Source organism: Streptomyces sp. CC0208 (genome assembly GCF_003443735.1).
GTDB classification, from domain to species: domain Bacteria; phylum Actinomycetota; class Actinomycetes; order Streptomycetales; family Streptomycetaceae; genus Streptomyces; species Streptomyces sviceus.
Map to the genome: position 1 here is coordinate 6,095,373 of NZ_CP031969.1, position 17,220 is coordinate 6,112,592.

At 70.3% G+C, this 17,220-nt stretch carries 15 protein-coding genes; 6 read left to right on the plus strand and 9 right to left on the minus strand.

What is annotated here, in order from left to right; genetic code table 11:
* Positions 1-81 precede the first annotated feature (81 nt).
* Entirely contained in the window at positions 82-906 is an 825-nt protein-coding gene (locus tag D1369_RS27980) for a hypothetical protein (RefSeq protein WP_037899921.1), read from the plus strand.
* A gap of 84 nt (positions 907-990) precedes the next feature.
* Positions 991-1,395 carry an alpha-L-rhamnosidase C-terminal domain-containing protein gene (locus D1369_RS27985; RefSeq protein ID WP_346426744.1) on the plus strand — a complete coding sequence of 135 codons (405 nt, stop codon included), beginning with the start codon at positions 991-993 and terminating at the stop codon, positions 1,393-1,395.
* 970 nt (positions 1,396-2,365) lie between these two features.
* On the opposite strand, the gene dctA is transcribed toward D1369_RS27985, so the two are convergent.
* Together dctA and D1369_RS28000 are read right to left on the minus strand one after the other, a co-directional pair.
* Complete coding sequence (gene dctA / locus D1369_RS27995) at positions 2,366-3,799, minus strand: C4-dicarboxylate transporter DctA (protein WP_037899915.1); 1,434 nt, start codon at positions 3,797-3,799, stop codon at positions 2,366-2,368.
* Positions 3,796-4,914: a PrpF domain-containing protein gene (locus D1369_RS28000; RefSeq protein ID WP_037899913.1), complete on the minus strand. Its 1,119-nt coding sequence runs from the start codon at positions 4,912-4,914 to the stop codon at positions 3,796-3,798. The genes dctA and D1369_RS28000 overlap by 4 nt, the downstream gene beginning before the upstream one ends.
* 132 nt (positions 4,915-5,046) lie before the next feature.
* Here D1369_RS28000 and D1369_RS28005 point away from each other — a divergent pair, with 132 nt between their 5' ends.
* Positions 5,047-5,955, plus strand: a complete 909-nt coding sequence (locus D1369_RS28005) for a LysR substrate-binding domain-containing protein (RefSeq protein WP_037899911.1) — start codon at positions 5,047-5,049, stop codon at positions 5,953-5,955.
* Between the two features lie 342 nt (positions 5,956-6,297).
* Here the strand turns inward: D1369_RS28005 and D1369_RS28015 are convergent, their stop codons facing one another.
* Positions 6,298-6,810, minus strand: coding sequence for a hypothetical protein (locus D1369_RS28015; RefSeq protein WP_037899909.1), 513 nt, complete (start codon positions 6,808-6,810; stop codon positions 6,298-6,300).
* Here D1369_RS28015 and D1369_RS28020 point away from each other — a divergent pair.
* Positions 6,809-7,390: an alpha-L-rhamnosidase C-terminal domain-containing protein gene (locus D1369_RS28020; RefSeq protein WP_007381838.1), complete on the plus strand. Its 582-nt coding sequence runs from the start codon at positions 6,809-6,811 to the stop codon at positions 7,388-7,390. The two genes, D1369_RS28015 and D1369_RS28020, sit on opposite strands and share 2 nt — an antisense overlap.
* A gap of 194 nt (positions 7,391-7,584) precedes the next feature.
* Here D1369_RS28020 and D1369_RS28025 read toward each other — a convergent pair whose 3' ends face one another.
* Positions 7,585-10,029 (minus strand): SpoIIE family protein phosphatase, encoded by a 2,445-nt coding sequence (locus tag D1369_RS28025; protein WP_007381837.1) that lies wholly within the window; start codon positions 10,027-10,029, stop codon positions 7,585-7,587.
* A 134-nt stretch (positions 10,030-10,163) separates the two neighbouring features.
* Here D1369_RS28025 and D1369_RS28030 point away from each other — a divergent pair, with 134 nt between their 5' ends.
* The gene (locus D1369_RS28030) at positions 10,164-11,627 is read left to right on the plus strand and encodes a benzaldehyde dehydrogenase (RefSeq protein ID WP_007381836.1); all 1,464 of its coding nucleotides are present in this window, start codon (positions 10,164-10,166) and stop codon (positions 11,625-11,627) included.
* A gap of 372 nt (positions 11,628-11,999) precedes the next feature.
* Here the strand turns inward: D1369_RS28030 and D1369_RS28035 are convergent, their stop codons facing one another.
* From D1369_RS28035 to D1369_RS28050, 4 genes are all read right to left on the minus strand, one after another.
* Positions 12,000-12,488, minus strand: a complete 489-nt coding sequence (locus D1369_RS28035) for a MarR family winged helix-turn-helix transcriptional regulator (RefSeq protein WP_037899905.1) — start codon at positions 12,486-12,488, stop codon at positions 12,000-12,002.
* An 11-nt stretch (positions 12,489-12,499) separates the two neighbouring features.
* Positions 12,500-13,561: an alkene reductase gene (locus D1369_RS28040; protein WP_007381834.1), complete on the minus strand. Its 1,062-nt coding sequence runs from the start codon at positions 13,559-13,561 to the stop codon at positions 12,500-12,502.
* Between the two features lie 64 nt (positions 13,562-13,625).
* The gene (locus tag D1369_RS28045; RefSeq protein ID WP_037899903.1) at positions 13,626-14,531 is read right to left on the minus strand and encodes an NADP-dependent oxidoreductase; all 906 of its coding nucleotides are present in this window, start codon (positions 14,529-14,531) and stop codon (positions 13,626-13,628) included.
* Positions 14,532-14,813: 282 nt separating this feature from the next.
* Positions 14,814-15,227 (minus strand): hypothetical protein, encoded by a 414-nt coding sequence (locus D1369_RS28050; protein ID WP_037899901.1) that lies wholly within the window; start codon positions 15,225-15,227, stop codon positions 14,814-14,816.
* A 312-nt stretch (positions 15,228-15,539) separates the two neighbouring features.
* Here D1369_RS28050 and D1369_RS28055 point away from each other — a divergent pair, with 312 nt between their 5' ends.
* On the plus strand, positions 15,540-16,658 hold the full coding sequence (locus D1369_RS28055) for a substrate-binding domain-containing protein (protein WP_007381831.1): 1,119 nt from the start codon (positions 15,540-15,542) through the stop codon (positions 16,656-16,658).
* Here the strand turns inward: D1369_RS28055 and D1369_RS28060 are convergent.
* Positions 16,615-17,112 carry a MarR family transcriptional regulator gene (locus tag D1369_RS28060; protein ID WP_007381830.1) on the minus strand — a complete coding sequence of 166 codons (498 nt, stop codon included), beginning with the start codon at positions 17,110-17,112 and terminating at the stop codon, positions 16,615-16,617. The two genes, D1369_RS28055 and D1369_RS28060, sit on opposite strands and share 44 nt — an antisense overlap.
* Positions 17,113-17,220 lie beyond the last annotated feature (108 nt).

Here is a 17,220-nt window from a genome sequence, read left to right on the forward strand (position 1 = left end):
TGGGGCGCCGGGAAAGTCCTGTCCGAGGGTCCGGCCTGCGTGCTGGGCGGGGCCTGCTGAGGCGCCAGGAAGGTGAGTGGAATGAGCGTCTATATCGAAGCTTCGTTCGATACTGCGGCGCCGGACGGCCCGGGCGAATCGTTGGTGCAGTGGTTCCGGGCCGCGTGGGTGCAGTTGTTCGAAGAATTGGTGGAGGCGGAGGCGAAGGGGGGCGGTGAGGTTGTCTCCCGAGCACATGTCACACAGCACATCGACGACAGTCCGCGCCGCTTTCCCCGTGTCGGCGAGACCTGGAAGCAGTTCGAGGAAGGGCTCGCCATGTTCCCCTGGGCGGCCGACATCCTGTTTCTCAGCTACCGCGGGGAACTGTCCGAACTTGGCCGGACGAGCTCCTACCACGCCCTCGGGGAGGGTTCCATGTGGCGGGCGTCGGCCTCGGTGGGCGTGGACGCCCCGGACGACGCCGAATCCTGCGCGGGGCTGGTGGACTTCCTGCACGCAGCTCTGGACGCGAGCAATCCCGCTTTCGGCCGCATCGAGTGGCGCAACTTCAACGAACTCACCAACCTTGATGCCGTACTTCGGCGGAAAAAGCGCACGTCACTCCGCGAGAGCCGACAGTTCCTGCGAGGCTATGCCTGGGCGACGGTCTGTCCGGCGGAGCTGGCGGCACGGCTCGGCGGTGCCGCGGCGCTGGAGAGCTCGGGAGCCTTTCACCGGGTGGTCCCGCTGCGGGCGGGGGGTGTGTTGTTGCAGGCTTCGGAGACTCTGGGCGGGTACACGGACCAGGTGATGGAGCGGGTTTTCGAGGCGCTGGCTCCCGTGCTGCCGCCGGGCGAGCCTCGCCCGGACCCGGCGTTCCCGCACATGCGGTTCGTGCCACGTGATGCCGCCGGAGTCCGCTGAGCTGCCACATTTTGGACGTGCATGGACAACGACACACGGTCAGGCGTCCTTCTGGATCCTGTATGGGGCGCTGTGCCACGGGTCATGCTGACGCGCTCTGATCGAGACGTTCGCCGTTGCCCTCTCCTGGCCCAGCCGGGCCGCCGCCCGCACCGCGATCTTCGCGGCTTCCAGCACTTCGTCCTGCAACCCCACATCGATCCCACCGCCAGGATCACGCAGGTGTCGGGCTCGCACGAGTCGCCGTACGGCGAGATCAGGAGCGAGTGGAAGATGGAGGACGGAGGCGGGAGCCTTGTGTACGACGCGCTCGTGCCCGCCAACAGCGAGGCGACGCTGCGCCTTTCAGTCATCTCCGCCGACGCCGTCCGCGAAGGACGGACTCCGCTGGCCCGAGTGGACGGGGTGCGTCTCCTCGGCCACAAGGACGGTGTGGCCTCGTACAAGTTGCCCTCGGGCCGATATCACCTGACCGCCCGGCTCCGCTGACCTGCGGCCAGACGCCTGTCAGGCAGGTGCCGACATCACGAAGCGGCCGTGTTCGCGGCGCCGAGGGGGCATCGCGGACGCGGTCATCGACAGCACCCGGCGAGCGGGGGGCGCGACCAGTGCACGCCGGGCGCTGCCCCGCTGAACTCGTCGCAGACCAGGCGCTGGAGTGCTGGACGAGATTTTCCGAACGGGCTTAACGGCGCGCTGGTCTGCGATCAGGCGGCTCACCTGCGAAAACGCTGTGCGGCTCCACTTCGGGCGAGGAGGGCGGTGGCCAGCTCCTCCGGTCAGGGACTCCGCTGAGGAAACGTTCATTGTTTCCTGTCGGATCGTCAACTTTGCCTGAACGGACTGAATCCGCTGCTCGCGAGTTTGGAGTCCGGAGACGGCCTGGGGGCGACGCTTTCTCCGGGGCGGTTCGTTGGGCGGGGGACAAGGAAACTGCCCGAACAGGAAACGGCCCTGCGGGATCGCCACTGGCCTGGTTTCCGAAGCCGTCCGCCCGGTAAGCCGGCCGAGGCCGCGCAGGAGGTCTGAACCAGCTGCCACTTCGAACCGGCACACCCTCCCTCCGGACATGGCCCTCGGCGGTCCACGGTCCGACCATGTCCGTGTGAGGACATGGTCGGGCTGGGCAGCGTGACGTCGAGGAGCGTATCGACACGGTCGTCCTGGGCCAGCCGGTCGCGGAAGTCGGGCAGCACACTGTGATGGAAGCCGGGATCGTCCGGCTCGCGCGCGAGGACGTACTTGAAGGACCAGACGGAGCAAGCCCAGGCCGGCGCAGGGGATTCCCGAAATCGCGTCTCTGGGCGAATCCAACCGCGTCACCAGTCACCAACTCGCTGACCTGCACCTTCAGTTCGGCAATGACTCCAGAACCCCCGAATTACCCGTGCTCCTGATCACGAGAAGAGCCGGTCCGGAGCCCGCAGAGCTCGAACTCCGGACCGGCTGTGTGGGTACGTCAGCCGACGGCCGGCACGGGGGCGCGGTCCGTTCCGGCCGCTTCCTTGACGTCGGCGTCCCCGGCCTTCTCACCCGGTGCGGGATCGGCGTGCGGCGCGGGGGCGTGATCGGCCTCGGGGGCGGAGGTGTACGGAATCTCGCCGCGCAGGACGGCCCTGGCGCGGTCCTCATCCAGTTCCCCCTCCCACTTGGCTACCGCCAGGGTGGCGACGCCGTTGCCGACCACGCTGGTCAGGGCACGGGCCTCGGACATGAAGCGGTCGACGCCGAAGATGAGCGCCAGGGCGGCGACGGGGACGTGCGGAACGGCGCTGAGGGTGGCGGCCAGGGCGATGAAGCCGGAGCCGGTGACGCCTGCGGCGCCCTTGGAGGTGAGCAGCATGACGGCGAGCATCGACAGTTGCTGGGTGAGGCTGAGGTCGATGCCGAGGGCCTGGGCGAGGAACACCGAGCCCATGGTCAGGTAGATCGCGGTGCCGTCGAGGTTGAAGGAGTATCCGGCGGGCAGCGTGATGCCCACGACCGGTTTGGAGGCTCCGGCGTGCTGCAGTTTGGCCATCATGCGCGGCAGCACCGGCTCGGAGGACGAGGTACCCAGGACGATCAGCAGCTCTTCCTTGATGTAGCGGAGGAAGGGCAGCAGACGCAGGCCGTTGATGCGCATGACCGTCCCGAGGACGACCAGGACGAAGAACAGGGCAGTGAGCCAGAAGGAGCCGACCAGCAGGAAAAGGTGCCGCAGGGTGTCCAGGCCGTAGTTGCCGATGGTGAAGGCCATGGAGCCGAAAGCGCCGATCGGGGCGAGCCGCATGATCCATCGGATGAGCGTGAAAAGGACCTTGGACAGCTTCTCGATGCCCTGGGTGATCCCCGCACCCGCCTCGCCGACGGCGTTCAGCCCGAAGCCGAACAGGACCGAGACCAGCAGCACCGGCAGGATCTCGTGGCCGGTCAACGCGCTGATGAGGGTGTCCGGAATCGTGGAGAGGACGAACGCGGCGACGCTCTCGTGGCTCTGGGTCGCCTCCGGCGGCAGGCCCTCGGTGGAGAGGGTGGAGACCTCGACGTGCAGTCCGACGCCGGGCTGGACGAGGTTGACGACGACCAGGCCGATCACCATGGCGACGGTCGTCAGCACCTCGAAGTAGATCAGGGCCTTGAGACTGACTCGGCCCACGGCACGCGCGTTGCCCATGGAGGCGATGCCATGGACGACGGTACAGAAGATGACCGGCGCGATCATCATGCGTACCAGCGCGATGAAGCCGTCGCCCAAGGGCTTCAGGTCGGCTCCGAACGACGGCCACAGCCAGCCGACGGCAGCTCCGGCGAAGACACCGATGAGGCACTGGACGTAGAGCAGGGACAGCAGTCGGCGGATGCGGCCGGGTGGAGTGGTGACGGTGCCCGGGGCGGCGTCGTTGCGGCTCATACGGGGCGTCCTTCCAGGACGGGAACGAGGAGTTCGGCTCGGGCGATGCGGCGGGCGGCGCGGTGCAGCAGCACCGTGGGGGACGCGCCCTCCGCTGCGGGGACGGCTCGGGCGGTGATGACACCGGCCGGGGTGCCCAGGCGCAGCGTGCCGTCGGCGGTCTGCCGGGCGACGCGGTGGGCGAGGGTGCCGGGGGTAGCGGCTGCGGTGACCAGCGCGACGGCCGAGGTGAGACCGATCGCCGGGTGGGGGGCGTGCATCGAGACCATGCGGACGGCCAGGTCGTACTCGTCCGGTCCGACCGGGGTGCCGTCGGTGGTGCGGTAGGCGGCGGGGCGGGCGACGACGCCGACCTTCGGCACGGCGTGGCTGACGGGATCGTTCTCCTTGGCCAGGCCCATGGCAAGGGCGGCCTGACGGCGCAGCACGGTGAGCGCGGGCACTGCCGCGGCGAACTCGGCCAGGGACTCGGTGCCCTGCAGGCCGAAGGCCTTGGCCTCGAACAGCGCGGCCGGGGCGCCGGCGTCGACCAGAGACACCTCGATCTTGCCGGCCGGGCCGGTCAGGGTGTCCACGGCGTGGCCGGTCGGCAGGGTGCGGCCCGTGGTCGAACCCGCCGGGTCCTCGAAACCGAGCAGGACCGGAACCCCGAGCGCGGCGGTGCCGGGCACCGCGGCCGTGCCCTCGTCGAAGGCCGTCCGCCCCGGGGTGGGGATGGTGCCGGTGAGGCGGGCCTTGGTGTTGACATTGAGCATCCGCACCGTGGTGGAGTCCGACGTGATCGGCACCAGACCGTTGTGGACGGCGTACAGGGCGACGGCGGTCGCGCAGTTGCCGCAGTTGCTGGCCCATTCCACGCGCTCGTCGCCGATGCCGACCTGCGCGAAGGCGTACTCGACGTCGATGCCCGGTTTCGTCGAGGTCCGGACGATCGCCGCCTTGGAGGTGGTGGAGGAGGCACCGCCGACGCCGTCGATCTGGCGGGGGTCGGCGGCGTTGTAGGCGGCCAGCAGCAGGGTGTCGGCGTCCACGCCGGTCGCCACCACGTCATGGTGGTCGAAGATCCAGCACTTGCTGGTTCCTCCGCGGATCATCTCGCCCTGCAGACGCAACACAACGGTCTCCTCGTGGAAACCCCGACGGCACTTCCGTGCGGGATGCGATCCACAGTGGGCGCGCGAAGCGTGAAGTACAATCTCGGAAATCTGCACGGGTATTAAGGTGAAGTTAACGCTGGAGGTGGTGTGATGCTCGACGTCCGACGCATCCTGCTCTTCACCGAGGTCGCCCGCCGGGGCTCGGTCACCGCGACCGCACGAGCCCTCAACTACACCCCGTCAGCGGTGTCCCAGCAGGTCAGCCGCCTGGAAGCAGAAGCCGGGCAGCCCCTGCTGGAGCGCCATGCGCGGGGCGTCACGCTCACCGATGCGGGCCGCGCGCTGGCCGAACGGGGCGAGCGGATCGAGCGCGAACTGACGGCCGCGGAGAACGAGCTGGCCGACTTCGCGGGACTGCGCGCGGGCACCCTCCGGGTCGGCACCTTCCCCACCGTCGGAGCCTCCCTCCTCCCACGGGCCGTGATCGCCTTCCGGGAAGCGCATCCGGACGTACGGCTGACCGTGCGCAGCGCCCGCATCGCGGGCCTGTGGGCGATGCTGGAGAACCGGGAGATCGAGATGTCCCTGATGTGGGACTACGACTGGAATCGCATCGACCGCGAGGACATCGCCGTCACCACACTGGCCGACGACCCCCCGGCCCTCCTCGTCGCCCAGGGCCACCCCCTGGCCGACCGCCCTTCGGCCGCCCTCGCGGACTTCGCGAACGATCCATGGATCACCCGCGCCGACCACCACCCGGTGGCCGAGGCCCTAGCCCGGAGCTGCCACGCAGCCGGCTTCGAGCCGCAGATCGCCTACGAGGCCCACGACTACCAGGAGGCCCAGGCCATGGTCGCCGCCGGCATCGGCGTCGCCCTCGCCCCCACCCTTGCCCTGGAAGGCATCCGAGCCGGTGTCAGCATCCTGAAGCTGCAACCCGCCGGCCCGGTGCGCCGTATCCTTCTCGTCCGCATGAGCGACCACGCCCTCACCCCCGCCGCCCAGGCCTTCGCGGTCTTTCTCCGCAACAGCGCCGCCGCCGCTACGGTGGCATGACCTGCAGTGTTGATCGGTCGCCGGTGACTCCGGCGCCGTCGGTGGCGGCCGGACCGGCTGCATCGAACCCCCTCGGATCGTTGGTGAAGAAGCCCGGCACGTTTTCGCCGACGCAGGCCGGCGTCAGATCGCCGAAGAAGCGGCGCTGACCAGGATCACGGTGCACCGCCGGTTGGCCACCACGCCGCTTGAGACCCCGCGCTATCGGTCACTTGTCGTACGCCTGCCTCCAGCGCGCCCGGTTGGCGGGAGTCTCCCTGTCCGTGGCCAGGGGGCCGCTCTCGGCGCGCAGCTCGTCCGGGGGGAGATCCGCCGTGGTGGGCAGGGCGTGCAGGACGTCGTTCAGGAATGTGCCGAAGTGGTCGCCGAGCGGTTCGGTGGTCGCCCGGCGCAGTTGCTCCAGCGCCGCCTCCACCGCGGCGAGCCGGCCGAGTACGGCGGCGTCGTCGACCAGTTCACCGGGCGGGGTGCGAAGTCCATGTACTGCATGATTCGTTCGGCCGCCGCCTCGTCGGCTGGTGCGGCCTGCCACTCGTGGGCGTCCACGGCGTCAAAGGCGCGCCGCACGATCTCGGCGACCGCCCGGGCGATCGGCCGGGGTTGCAGGGCGAGCGGGCGGCCCGGCCAGTCGCCCGCGTACTCGGCGAACGAGGGGTCGCCCTCGATGTCGCTGTCCACATGGATGTAGTCGATGTCGATCCTGTCCCGGGCCTCGGAGTGCTCCCACATCAGCTCCACCGGGTGGTAGGCGTGTTCGTCCAGGAACTTCCACCAGGCCTCCCGGGGGCCCGGGGCGTCGAGCAGCTCGAACTTGATCCTGCACTGGTGACACACGACATCGACGAGCTCCAACATGTCTTCCTCCACCCTTACCGGCCGGGACTCCACCCACCAGGATCGATTACTTGCACTAACGTTCGCGCGAAGCCGTATCGTCACCGCGCCGACTGGGGCGGGAGTAGTCATCTGCGACGTCGTCGAGGAACTCGCCGATCAGGCCCAGCGCACGTTCCGCGTCGAAGAGAGCCGCGGGCATGAAGTCTCCCCTCTCCTTGAGGAGGGCCTCCGGCGCGATGGCATCCGGCCCACCGCACCGGGCTTTGCGACCTTCCAGGTCAAGCCCCAGCCCACCTCGGTCACCTGGGCCGACGTCACGGTGCCCACCGACCACGGCACCATCGGCGCGGCCTTCGACACCACCAGCGGCGGTCGCGTCGACATCAGCGTGAACGTCCCGGCCAACACCACTTCCTCGGTGTATCTGCCCGGTGGGACGGAGGGTACGACCAGCGTCTTCATGGACGGCAACAGCGTCGCCGCCGCCTACGACAACGGATTCCTGCGCGTCGACGACGTCCAGCCCGGCTGTCACATCGTCACCACTTCCTCCGACAGCACCCCGTACAGCGACACCAAGCTCACCGGCATCTGCTAGGCCACGTCGTCAGGACTCAGGATCCGCAGCCGGCCGGGGGACCCTCGGCCGACTGTGTCCGTGAGCTGCACCGATCGTGGGATCCTCGGTGCCGCTGAGGAGAGTCGTCGGCGGGCTGGGCGATCGCCGACCACATGCGCGCCGATGGCCGTCGCCTCGTCCGGCTGCGGATACTGCGCGGAGGGCGATGTCGCTCAGGCCGTGGGGAGGACCTGTTCGGCCCAGATCGTCTTGCCATCGTAGGTCTGGCGGGTGCCCCAGCCCTGGGTGAGCTGGGCTACGAGGAGCAGACCGCGGCCGCCTTCGTCGAAGGTGCGGGCACGGCGCAGGTGGGGGGCGGTGTTGCTGGCGTCGGAGACTTCGCAGATGAGGTTGCGGTCCCGGATGAGCCGGAGCTGGATGGGGGCGCCGCCGTAGCGGATGGCGTTGGTGACGAGTTCGCTGACGACCAGTTCGGTGACGAAGGCGGCCTCGTCCAGGCCCCAGGTGGCCAGCTGCCGACACGTGTTCTTACGGGTCTCGGCGACCGCTGCGGGATCCGCCGGCACGTCCCAGGTGGCGACATGTGCCGCGTCCAGGGCGCGGGTGCGGGCTATCAGCAGCGCCACATCGTCGGCGGGGCGGTCGGGGAGAAGCCTCTGGATCACGGCGTCGCAGGTGTCCTCCAAGGACGCGGGGGGCCGGGCCAGCACCTCGCGCAGCGCGTCGAGGCCTTCGTCGATGTCGCGGCCACGCTCCTCGACGAGACCGTCGGTGTACAGCGCGAGAAGGCTGCCTTCGGGCAGTTCGATCTCGGTGGCTTCGAAGGGCAGGCCGCCGAGCCCCAGCGGCGGACCCACGGGGATGTCGGGAAACTCCACGGTGCCGTCCGGCGTCGCCACCGCGGGTGCGGGGTGGCCCGCGCGAGCCATGGTGCAGCGTCGGGAGACCGGGTCGTAGACGGCGTACAGACAGGTCGCGCCGATGTCGCCGACGGTGTCGGCTGTGGTTTCGGCCTCGGCGGACAGGCGGATGACCAGGTCGTCCAGGTGGGTCAGCAGCTCGTCGGGCGGGAGGTCGACATCGGCGAGGGTGCGTACGGCGGTGCGCAGCCGTCCCATGGTGGCCGAGGCGTGAATGCCGTGGCCGACGACGTCGCCGACGACGAGCGCGACCCGGGCGCCGGACAACGGGATCACATCGAACCAGTCGCCGCCGACGCCGGCCTGCGCGCTGGTGGGCAGGTAGCGGGAGGCGGCGTCGACGGCGGCCTGCGGGGGCAGCCGTTGCGGCAGGAGACTGCTCTGCAGGGTGAGGGAGGTGCGGCGCTCACGGTCGTAGCGGCGGGCGTTGTCGATGCAGACGGCGGCCCTGGCGGTGATCTCCTCACCGAGGAGCAGGTCGTCCCGCTCGAAGGGTTCCGGGCGCCGGTGGCGGGAGAACGTCGCCACGCCGAGAGTGATGCCGCGGGCGCGCATCGGCACGGCCAGCACCGAGTGGAAGCCGTAACGCCGCATCCGTTCGGCCCGGTCCGGGGTCTGGCTCGCCACCCTGTCCATCGCGGAAGCGGTCACGTTCTCGATCAGCGGTCGCCCGGTGCTCAGGCACCTGGCCGCGGTCGACTCGTCCGGGTAGGCGGCCACTGTTCCGCGCTCCACCACGACCTCGGGGCAGCCCTCCAGGACCGACTGGTAGGCGACACGGCGCAGCATGACCGGGCTGGACGGCGAACTGGCGCGCGGGTCGTCGCCGCCTTCGATGGCGGGCAGCAGATCGACGGTGACGAAGTCCGCGAGGTGCGGGATGGCGACGTCGGCCAGTTCCTGCGCGGTCCGAGCCAGGTCCAGGGTGCTGCCGATGCGGATACTGGCCTCGTTGAGCAGGGCCAGACGCCGTCGGGCCAGGTGCTCCTCGGTCACGTCGTGGGCGGAAAGGAGCACGCCCCGTACCGTTCCCCCGGCGTCCTTCACGGGGGTGAGCGACGTCGACCAGACGCTCTCGCTCCTGTGGCCCGCCAGGCGCAGGACCTGCTGCAGATGCTGCTGTTCTCCGGTCTCCAGCGCCCGCCGCATGCACTGTTCCGTCCGGTCGCCCTCCGAGTCGACCACGATCTCCGACACCCGAAGCCCCTGCATCGCCGCTTCGGGCAGGCCGATCACCCGCTCCATGTCCGCGTTCGCCCGCCGCAGCCGCAGACCGGTGTCGTAGAGCGCCGACGTGGCCGGGGACTGGGTGAACGCCCACCTCAGCAGCGCGTCGTCCTGGAGGGGCGACGGCGGCCGGGCCAGGGGGGAGACCAGGAGCCACTCGTCGCCCCCGTCGTCTTCGGAGTGGAGTTCCCGGCGGTGGGCCAGCAGGTTCACTGTGAGGTGGTGGCCGTCCGAGTGCAGGAGCGTCGCCGCCCCGTTCCACCTCGGCAGCGTGTGCAGGGAGCGCAGCGTCTCCAAGGGCGGCTCCGCGGCGAGCAACGGCGCCGCGAGCCGGCCGATGACCTCCGCGGACCGGTATCCGAGCAGTCGCCGTGCGCCCTCGCTCCAGCCGGTCACAATGCCGTGGGGATCCACGGTGGCTCTGGCCGTGGCCGACTCGTCGACGGGGTCCTCCGGCCGCAAGGCCGCCCGATCGTCGTCGGCGGCTTCAGAACCCGTCGTCACGTTCATCCGCCCTCACCCTCGGTCTTTCCGCCGTGCGTCCCGGCCCGGCCGCGAGCAACCGACAGGGAGGTTGAACATATAAGCTTAACAAGGTAATAAGCCCCAAAAAGCACCAATGTATCGATGATGGGAGTCCTGCCATGACTGCCGCCAGCGAGGGGACATGGCCGGACGGGGCCGATTGGACCGGGAAGATCTACAGCGGCGGCTGGCGGCAGTCCGGGGGCGGAACCCAGCCGGTGACCGAACCGGCGACGGGGGAGCGGCTGGCGGAGGTGGGTGTGGCGGCGCCCGCGGATGTCGCCCGGGCCGGTGCCCTGGCCGCCCGGGCTCAGCGGGCCTGGGCCGAGGCGGCACCTCAGGAGCGCGCCGAGGTGCTGCTCCGTACCGCCCGGGCACTGCGCGACCACAGCGGGGACGTCCGCCAGTGGATCGTCAGGGAGTCCGGAGGCGTCCCGGCGAAGGGCGACTACGAGATCGCGGCCGGACTCAGTCAGCTGTCGCAGGCCGCCGGGCTCGCCTCGCTGCCTCGCGGCGAGATCCTGAGCCCCTCGACGCCGGGCCAGACCAGTTGTGCGTGGCGGGTACCGCTGGGTGTGGTCGGCGTCATCAACCCCTGGAACGCCCCCCTGCTGTTCGCCATGCGGGCCCTCGCGCCCGCCCTTGTGCTGGGCAACGCCGTCCTGCTCAAACCCGATACCCACACGCCGGTGTCCGGCGGCATCGTCGTGGCGCGGCTGTTCGAGGAGGCCGGACTGCCCGAGGGGCTGCTGCACGTTCTGCCCGGAGGCCCCGGCACCGGTGAGGCGGTCGTGGCCGATCCGCACGTCGCCATGGTCGTGTTCACCGGGTCCACCCAGGCGGGACGGGCGGTGGCCCGGGCCGCGGGCGACGGGCTCAAGCGGGTGGCCCTGGAGCTGGGCGGCAAGAACTCGATCGTCGTGCTCGACGACGCGGACATCGACGCCGCCGCGGCGGCCGGGGCGATGAGTTCCTTCGGCTATCAGGGGCAGGCCTGCGTCGCCGCCGGACGTCATCTGGTGCACGCCGACATCATGGAGCCGTACACCGAGGCACTGATCGGACAGGCCGACGCGCTGCGGGTCGGCGACCCCCGCGAGGAGGGTGTGGCACTCGGTCCCGTGATCAGCGAGCGCCAGGCGGCGAACATCGAACGCATCGTGGACGAGAGCGTGGCCGCCGGGGCACGGGTGCTGGCCGGCGGACGCCGCGACGGGCTGTTCTACCCGCCCACCGTCCTGGACCACGTCGCGCGGACCATGCCCGCCTTCACCGAGGAGATCTTCGGGCCGGTCGCCCCTGTCGTCGCCTTCCGTACCGACACGGAGGCCGTCGAGATCGCCAACGACACCGTGTACGGCCTCACAGCGGCCGTGCACTCCCGTTCGGTGCCGCGGGCCGCGGCCATCGCCGAGCGGTTGCGCACCGGCATGGTGCACCTCAACGACGTCTCTGCCAAGGACGCCGCGAACGCCCCCTTCGGCGGAATGGGAGCATCGGGCAACGGCTCCCGCATCGGCGGCACCGCCAATCTGGAGCAGTTCACCCAGTGGCGCTGGATGACGGTGGCCGAGGGGGTCTGACGGGCCGCTCGTTCGGCGGTCGGTGGCGGCAGGGCTTGTGCCTGTACGCCGACGAGGAGGCGGTCTCGTCGTCACGCGTCGGTATGACGACCCGTACGGGAACCCGAGGGGCTCGGAGCTGTCGACGTGGGGATCGGCACACGAGACCCATGCCTTCCCAGGCAAGCCGACGGACTCGGTGACCGGCGCATGACCTGCCGGGGGCGCGCGACTACGACCCGTCCTGGGACGTTTCCTCATGCCCGACCCGGCGTTCCGGGCGGGCGACCAGAACCGGACGGGCGGGTACACGTACGCGGCGGACAACCCGGCGAGCGGCTCGGATCCGACCGGGTTCGACGGGCGCCCGGGATCCGTTGCTGAGCAGGGGAGTTACGTGGACTGTCCCCGCTCTTGCCCGGGAAGGGCGCGGCCGTTGATCGCGTCGGCGATGGCGTAGGCGGTGCGGACGAAGGCCTCTGCCTGCTGCGCCGACAGGTCCCGGGCGGAGGTCTCCTCCAGCGCCCGCCACATGGCCGCGATGGGCTCGCGCATGGCACGGCCCCTGTCGGTGAGGTGGACGACCATGACGCGCCGGTCGTGTTCGGCCGGCTCGCGCACGAGCAGGCCGGCGTCCTGCATGCGGCGCAGGGACTTGGAGACGGTCGAGTGGTCCAGGCCGACGCTTTCGAGCAGTTCGGACTGGGTCTGGCCGTCCCGGTCAAGGAGCTGCATCAGCAGCAGTTCCTGGCCGGGATGCAGGTCCATCTCGCGGAGCATGGCGGCGGCGCGGGCGCGGTGAGCGCGGGCGAGCTGGAAGATCGCGTAGCTCATCGGCCCCTCGCCGGCCGTAGAGGGGGTGCGGTGGGTGGAGGCGGCCATGATGCGGTTCCTCAGACGGTGTGGGTGGGGTAGTCGGTGTAGCCGGCCACTCCGCCGCCGTAGAAGGTAGCCGGGTCGGGGGTGTTCAGCGGCGCGTCCGAGCGTAGCCGCTCGACCAGGTCCGGGTTGGCGAGCGCGAGGGCGCCGACGGAGACAAGGTCGGCCGTGCCGTTGTCGACGTCCTTGGCGCGGGTGGGCAGGTCGGTGCCGGCCCGGTTGAGGATCAGCGTGGTCGGCCACAGCGTGCGCAGGGTGCCCAGCAGCTCGTCGTCGCCCGCGTGGAGGATGTGGAGGTAGGCGAGGCCGAGCGGGCTGAGCGCACGCAGGAGCGCCGGATACAGCTCGGCGGTGTCGGACTCGGCGATGTCGTTGTAGGGGTTGCCGGGGGAGATGCGCAGGCCGGTGCGGTCGGCGCCGATTTCCTCGGCCACGGCTGTGGCGACCTCGACGGCGAAGCGGATGCGGTTGTCGATGGAGCCGCCGTAGCGGTCGGTGCGCTGGTTGGAGTTGTCGGCGAGGAACTGGTGCACCAGGTAGCCGTTGGCGCCGTGGATCTCCACGCCGTCGGCGCCTGCCGCGACGGCGGCCGCCGCGGCGCGGCGGAAGTCGTCGACGGTCGCCACGACCTCCTGCGTCGACAGAGCACGGGGTACTGGCATTTCCTGGGGCCCGGAAGCGGTGAACATCGCGCCCTGCGGCTGAATCGCTGAAGGGGCGACCGGCTGACGGCCGTGCGGGGTGTTGTCGGGGTGGGCGATACGTCCGGTGTGCATCAGCTGGATGACGATCCGGCCGTCGGCCGCGTGTACGGCGTCGGTGACCTTGCGCCACCCGGCGATCTGATCGTCATTGTGGATGCCGGGGGTGAGGAGGTAGCCCTGGCCGTCGGCGTTGGGCTGGGTTCCCTCGGTGATGATGAGCGCGTGCGAGGCCCGCTGGGCGTAGTACTCGGCGTTCAGCTCGGTCGGTACGCCTTCGGGGGTGGAGCGGTCACGGGTCATGGGGGCCATGACCAGGCGGTGCGGGAGGGAGATGTCGCCGACGGTGGTCGGTGTCCACAGGGCGTTCAGCATGAGTGGTCCTTGGGCGCGGTGATGGTCAGGTGATGGTCGGAACAGGAGGAAAAGGCGGGCGTGATCAGTCGAGGGTGAGGACGAGCTTGCCGCGGACATGCCCGGCGTCGCTGATCTGCTGGGCCGTGGCGGCCTGGTCGACGGGGTAGGCGGTGACGGTGGTGACGAGCTTGCCGGTCGCGGCGTCCTGCGCCAGGGCGGCCAGGCGGGCGGCCGAGCGTTCCTGGCCACCGCTGGAGAAGGTGATGCCGAGCTGGTGCGCGCGGAAGTCGGCGATCGTGACGATGCGCTCGGTGCCGCCGCGCAGGGCGACGGAGTCCTCCAGGGCTCCCTTCCCGGCCAGGTCGAACACCGCGTCCACGCCGTCGGGGGCGAGCGCCCGGACCCGCTCGACCAGGCCCTCGCCGTAGAGGGTCGCGGTGGCGCCGAGCGAGGTGAGGTAGTCCTGGTTGGTGGGGCCGGCGGTGGCGATGACACGCGCTCCGCGGGCCGTGGCGAGCTGGATTGCCAGGGTGCCGACCGCTCCGGCCGCGCCGTGCATCAGTACGGTCTCCCCGGCGGTGACGCCCAGCAGGTCCAGGACCCGCTCGGCCGTCTCGCCCGCCACCGGCAGCGCGACCGCGTGCTGCCAGTCGAGGCCAGCGGGCTTGGGGGCCACGGTGGTGGCCAGCGCGTACTGGGCGTACGAGCCGGTGTCCGACCAGCCCAGCACCTCGTCGCCCACCTGCACGTCCTGCACACCCTCACCCAGGGCGTCCACCACGCCGGCGAGCTCGGCACCGGGGACGGCGGGGAGCGACGTGGGGAACGCGGCCTCCATCGCCCCGGAGCGGATCTTGCCGTCCAGTGCGTTCAGGCCGGCCGCCCTGACGCGGACGCGGACCTGCCCCGGGCCGGGCTGCGGGACCTCGATGTCCGCCTCGTGCAGCACGTCGGTGCCTCCGAAACGGTCGAACAGGATGGCCTTCATGACGACTCCTCTCGTGTCGCCACCCATTTAGGTGGCTGGACACATAATCAACGTAACAGCAAACATGTGGCTAGCCAAGTATTTGTTGTTGCTCGGGCTGCGCAAGATCGGTCGCGGTCGAATCGGTCGCCTCAGGGTGGCGGTCGAAGCGGGAGGCGCTCCGCCGGAGCGCGCCTTTCGCAGCCAAGGGCTACCTCGACCGGAAGCTGGACGACCGGGCCGGCCAGCCCCTAGCGGTGCGCGGCTCCACGCACGTACACACGGCTGCCGGCGAGGTGCAGGTCACCTGCCGCAGAGGTTCAAGGCGACGGTCAGGAAGACCAGGTGGTTCGGCACGGTCTTGACCTCGGCCTTCGCCCAGGCTCTGCGTCGTCCGTACTGTCGGACGACCACGACGCCGGCGTGGTCGTTGATCGCCTCGACCATCGGCCAGGGCAGGGTTCCCTTGCGCTTGGCGGTGACGCCGGTGGCATCCGGTTCGAACGGGCCGTAGGTCGTCTTCCGTCCCGGATCGGTGAGCCGAGAGTCTGTGGAGCGAGCCGTAAAGACTCCCCAAGGGCGGCTGAAGTGCGGTTGCTGTTCGTGTTCGGTCCGGATCGCCAGGCCGTGATCCTGGTCGGTGGCGATGAAGAGGGCAACTGGTCCGGCTGGTACCGCGTCGCGGTGCCCCAGGCGGAGCAGGCGTACGCAGAGCATCGAAGCGAATCGATGGAGAGGAAGGGGCACGCCAGACTGTTTCCCGGACGAGCACGGGGCTGGACGGGACCGGTGACCTGGCCGCCGTCGAGGCTGCCGCGTCCGCCGGGGCCCGTGTCGACGACCTCGCGCCCGCGGAGCGGTACCGGCTGGTGACCATCTCCCCGACAACCGGCGGCTGTTCTTCCGGTATCCGTTGGTCGGTTCCGCGGTGGTGGAGCCCGCACGGCGAGCTTGCTCCTCATGTCTACAAAACGGTCTCGATCCCAGCCAATGCTTGGGCGCTGACGGTCGCCCGGCAATCATGTGGCCATGCAGCGGCCGCTCAGCCTCCACACCCCCGAGTGGTTCACGGCCGACGACTCGGCCCTGAACGTCGCGCTCGTGTACCCGATGCAGGGGCCTGCCGGGATCTTCGGTCCTGCCTGTGAGGCATGCGGGCAGCTGGCCGCCGAGGAGATCAACAGGGCCGGCGGTGTGCTCGGCAAGGAGCTCCGGCTGCTGGAGGTCGACGGCGGCGCCGACCCGCGGAAGGTCGCCGACGAGGTCGAGGCCCTGGTGGCGACCGGTGTGGTGCACGGGGTGACCGGTTGGCACATCTCCTCGGTCCGGCAGGCGGTGGCGCCCCGCATCGCGCACCTGGTGCCGTACGTCTACACCGCCCTGTACGAGGGCGGGGAGCGGACCGACGGCGTCTTCATGACCAGTGAGACGCCCGACTGGCAGCTGCTGCCCGCCATGCGGCTCCTGGCCGAGACACGGCGGGTGCGCCGATGGTTCGTCGTCGGCAACAACTACGTCTGGCCCCGGCGCACGGCCCGGGCGGCCCGTCGCTACGCCCGCTCGTGCGGGGGTGGGCGGGTCTGCGGCGAGGCGTACCTCCCGCTGGGCACCGGGGACTTCCGTGACGTGCTGCGGCGCATCGAGCACGCGGACGCGGACGGCGTGCTGATGCTGCTGGTCGGCAGTGACGCGGTCCGCTTCAACCGGGCCTTCGCCGCCTCCGGCCTCGACCAGCGGTGCCTCAGGCTCAGCACGCTGATGGACGAGAACATGCTGATGGCCAGCGGTCCGGAGGCGACCGGTGACCTCTTCAGCACGGCCGGGTTCTTCGCCTCGCTGGCGAACCAGGACACCCTGGACTTCCACGGCCAGTACGCCGACCGCTTCGGCATCGAGGCTCCGGCCCCCGGAAGCCTCGGTGAATCCTGCTACGAGGGCGTGCTGCTGCTCGCCTCACTCATCGAGCGGGCCCGCACCCTGGACGTCGCCGCGATCTCGGCCGCCGCCGAGACCGTCTCCTACGAAGGGCCGCGCGGTCTGCTCCACCTCCGCGACCGGCATGTGCGCCAGCGCATCTACCTCGCGGAGGCGGACGGGCTCGACTTCAACGTGCTCGCCCAACTCCGCGCTCCGCACGACCTGGTGTGACGCCGCCCGGGCCGGTGGCGCCCCGGCCCGAGGTGCCCCGACCTTCCAGGGCCTCGGCCAGCCGTGTGAGCAACTCGTCCAGCTCCTCGCCAGGGAGTGACAGCTCCAAGTCCCCCCACTCGGCACGTACTTCACGGACCAGCAACTGCCACCGCTGCATGCCTCGCGGAGTGAGGTGGGCCAGCACCCGACGCCGGTCGGCGGGGTCGACGCGGCGGTAGACCCAGTTCTGGTCGACGAGTTGGTCGACCAGCTTCGTGAGGCTCGGGGCCGGCAGGAAGGCGTGGTCGGCGAGGGCCGTCATGTTGTGCCCCTGCCCGTCGGACAGCAGGTCGAGCACCCTCCATGCCTCCACCGAACAGTCGAACTCGTCCAGTACGGACTGCACTCGGCGCACCGCGAGACGTTCGGCCCGGGTCAGGAGGTAGAGCAGTTGCTGGGGCTGCCTCGCCATCGTGCTTCTCCGCTCGTGCTGTCGGCCGGTGTCCGAGCCTACCTGCGATCACCTGGCGCTTGACAAGGGGAACCGAGAAACTGATCCTTTCCCTGGGAAGCATTAATT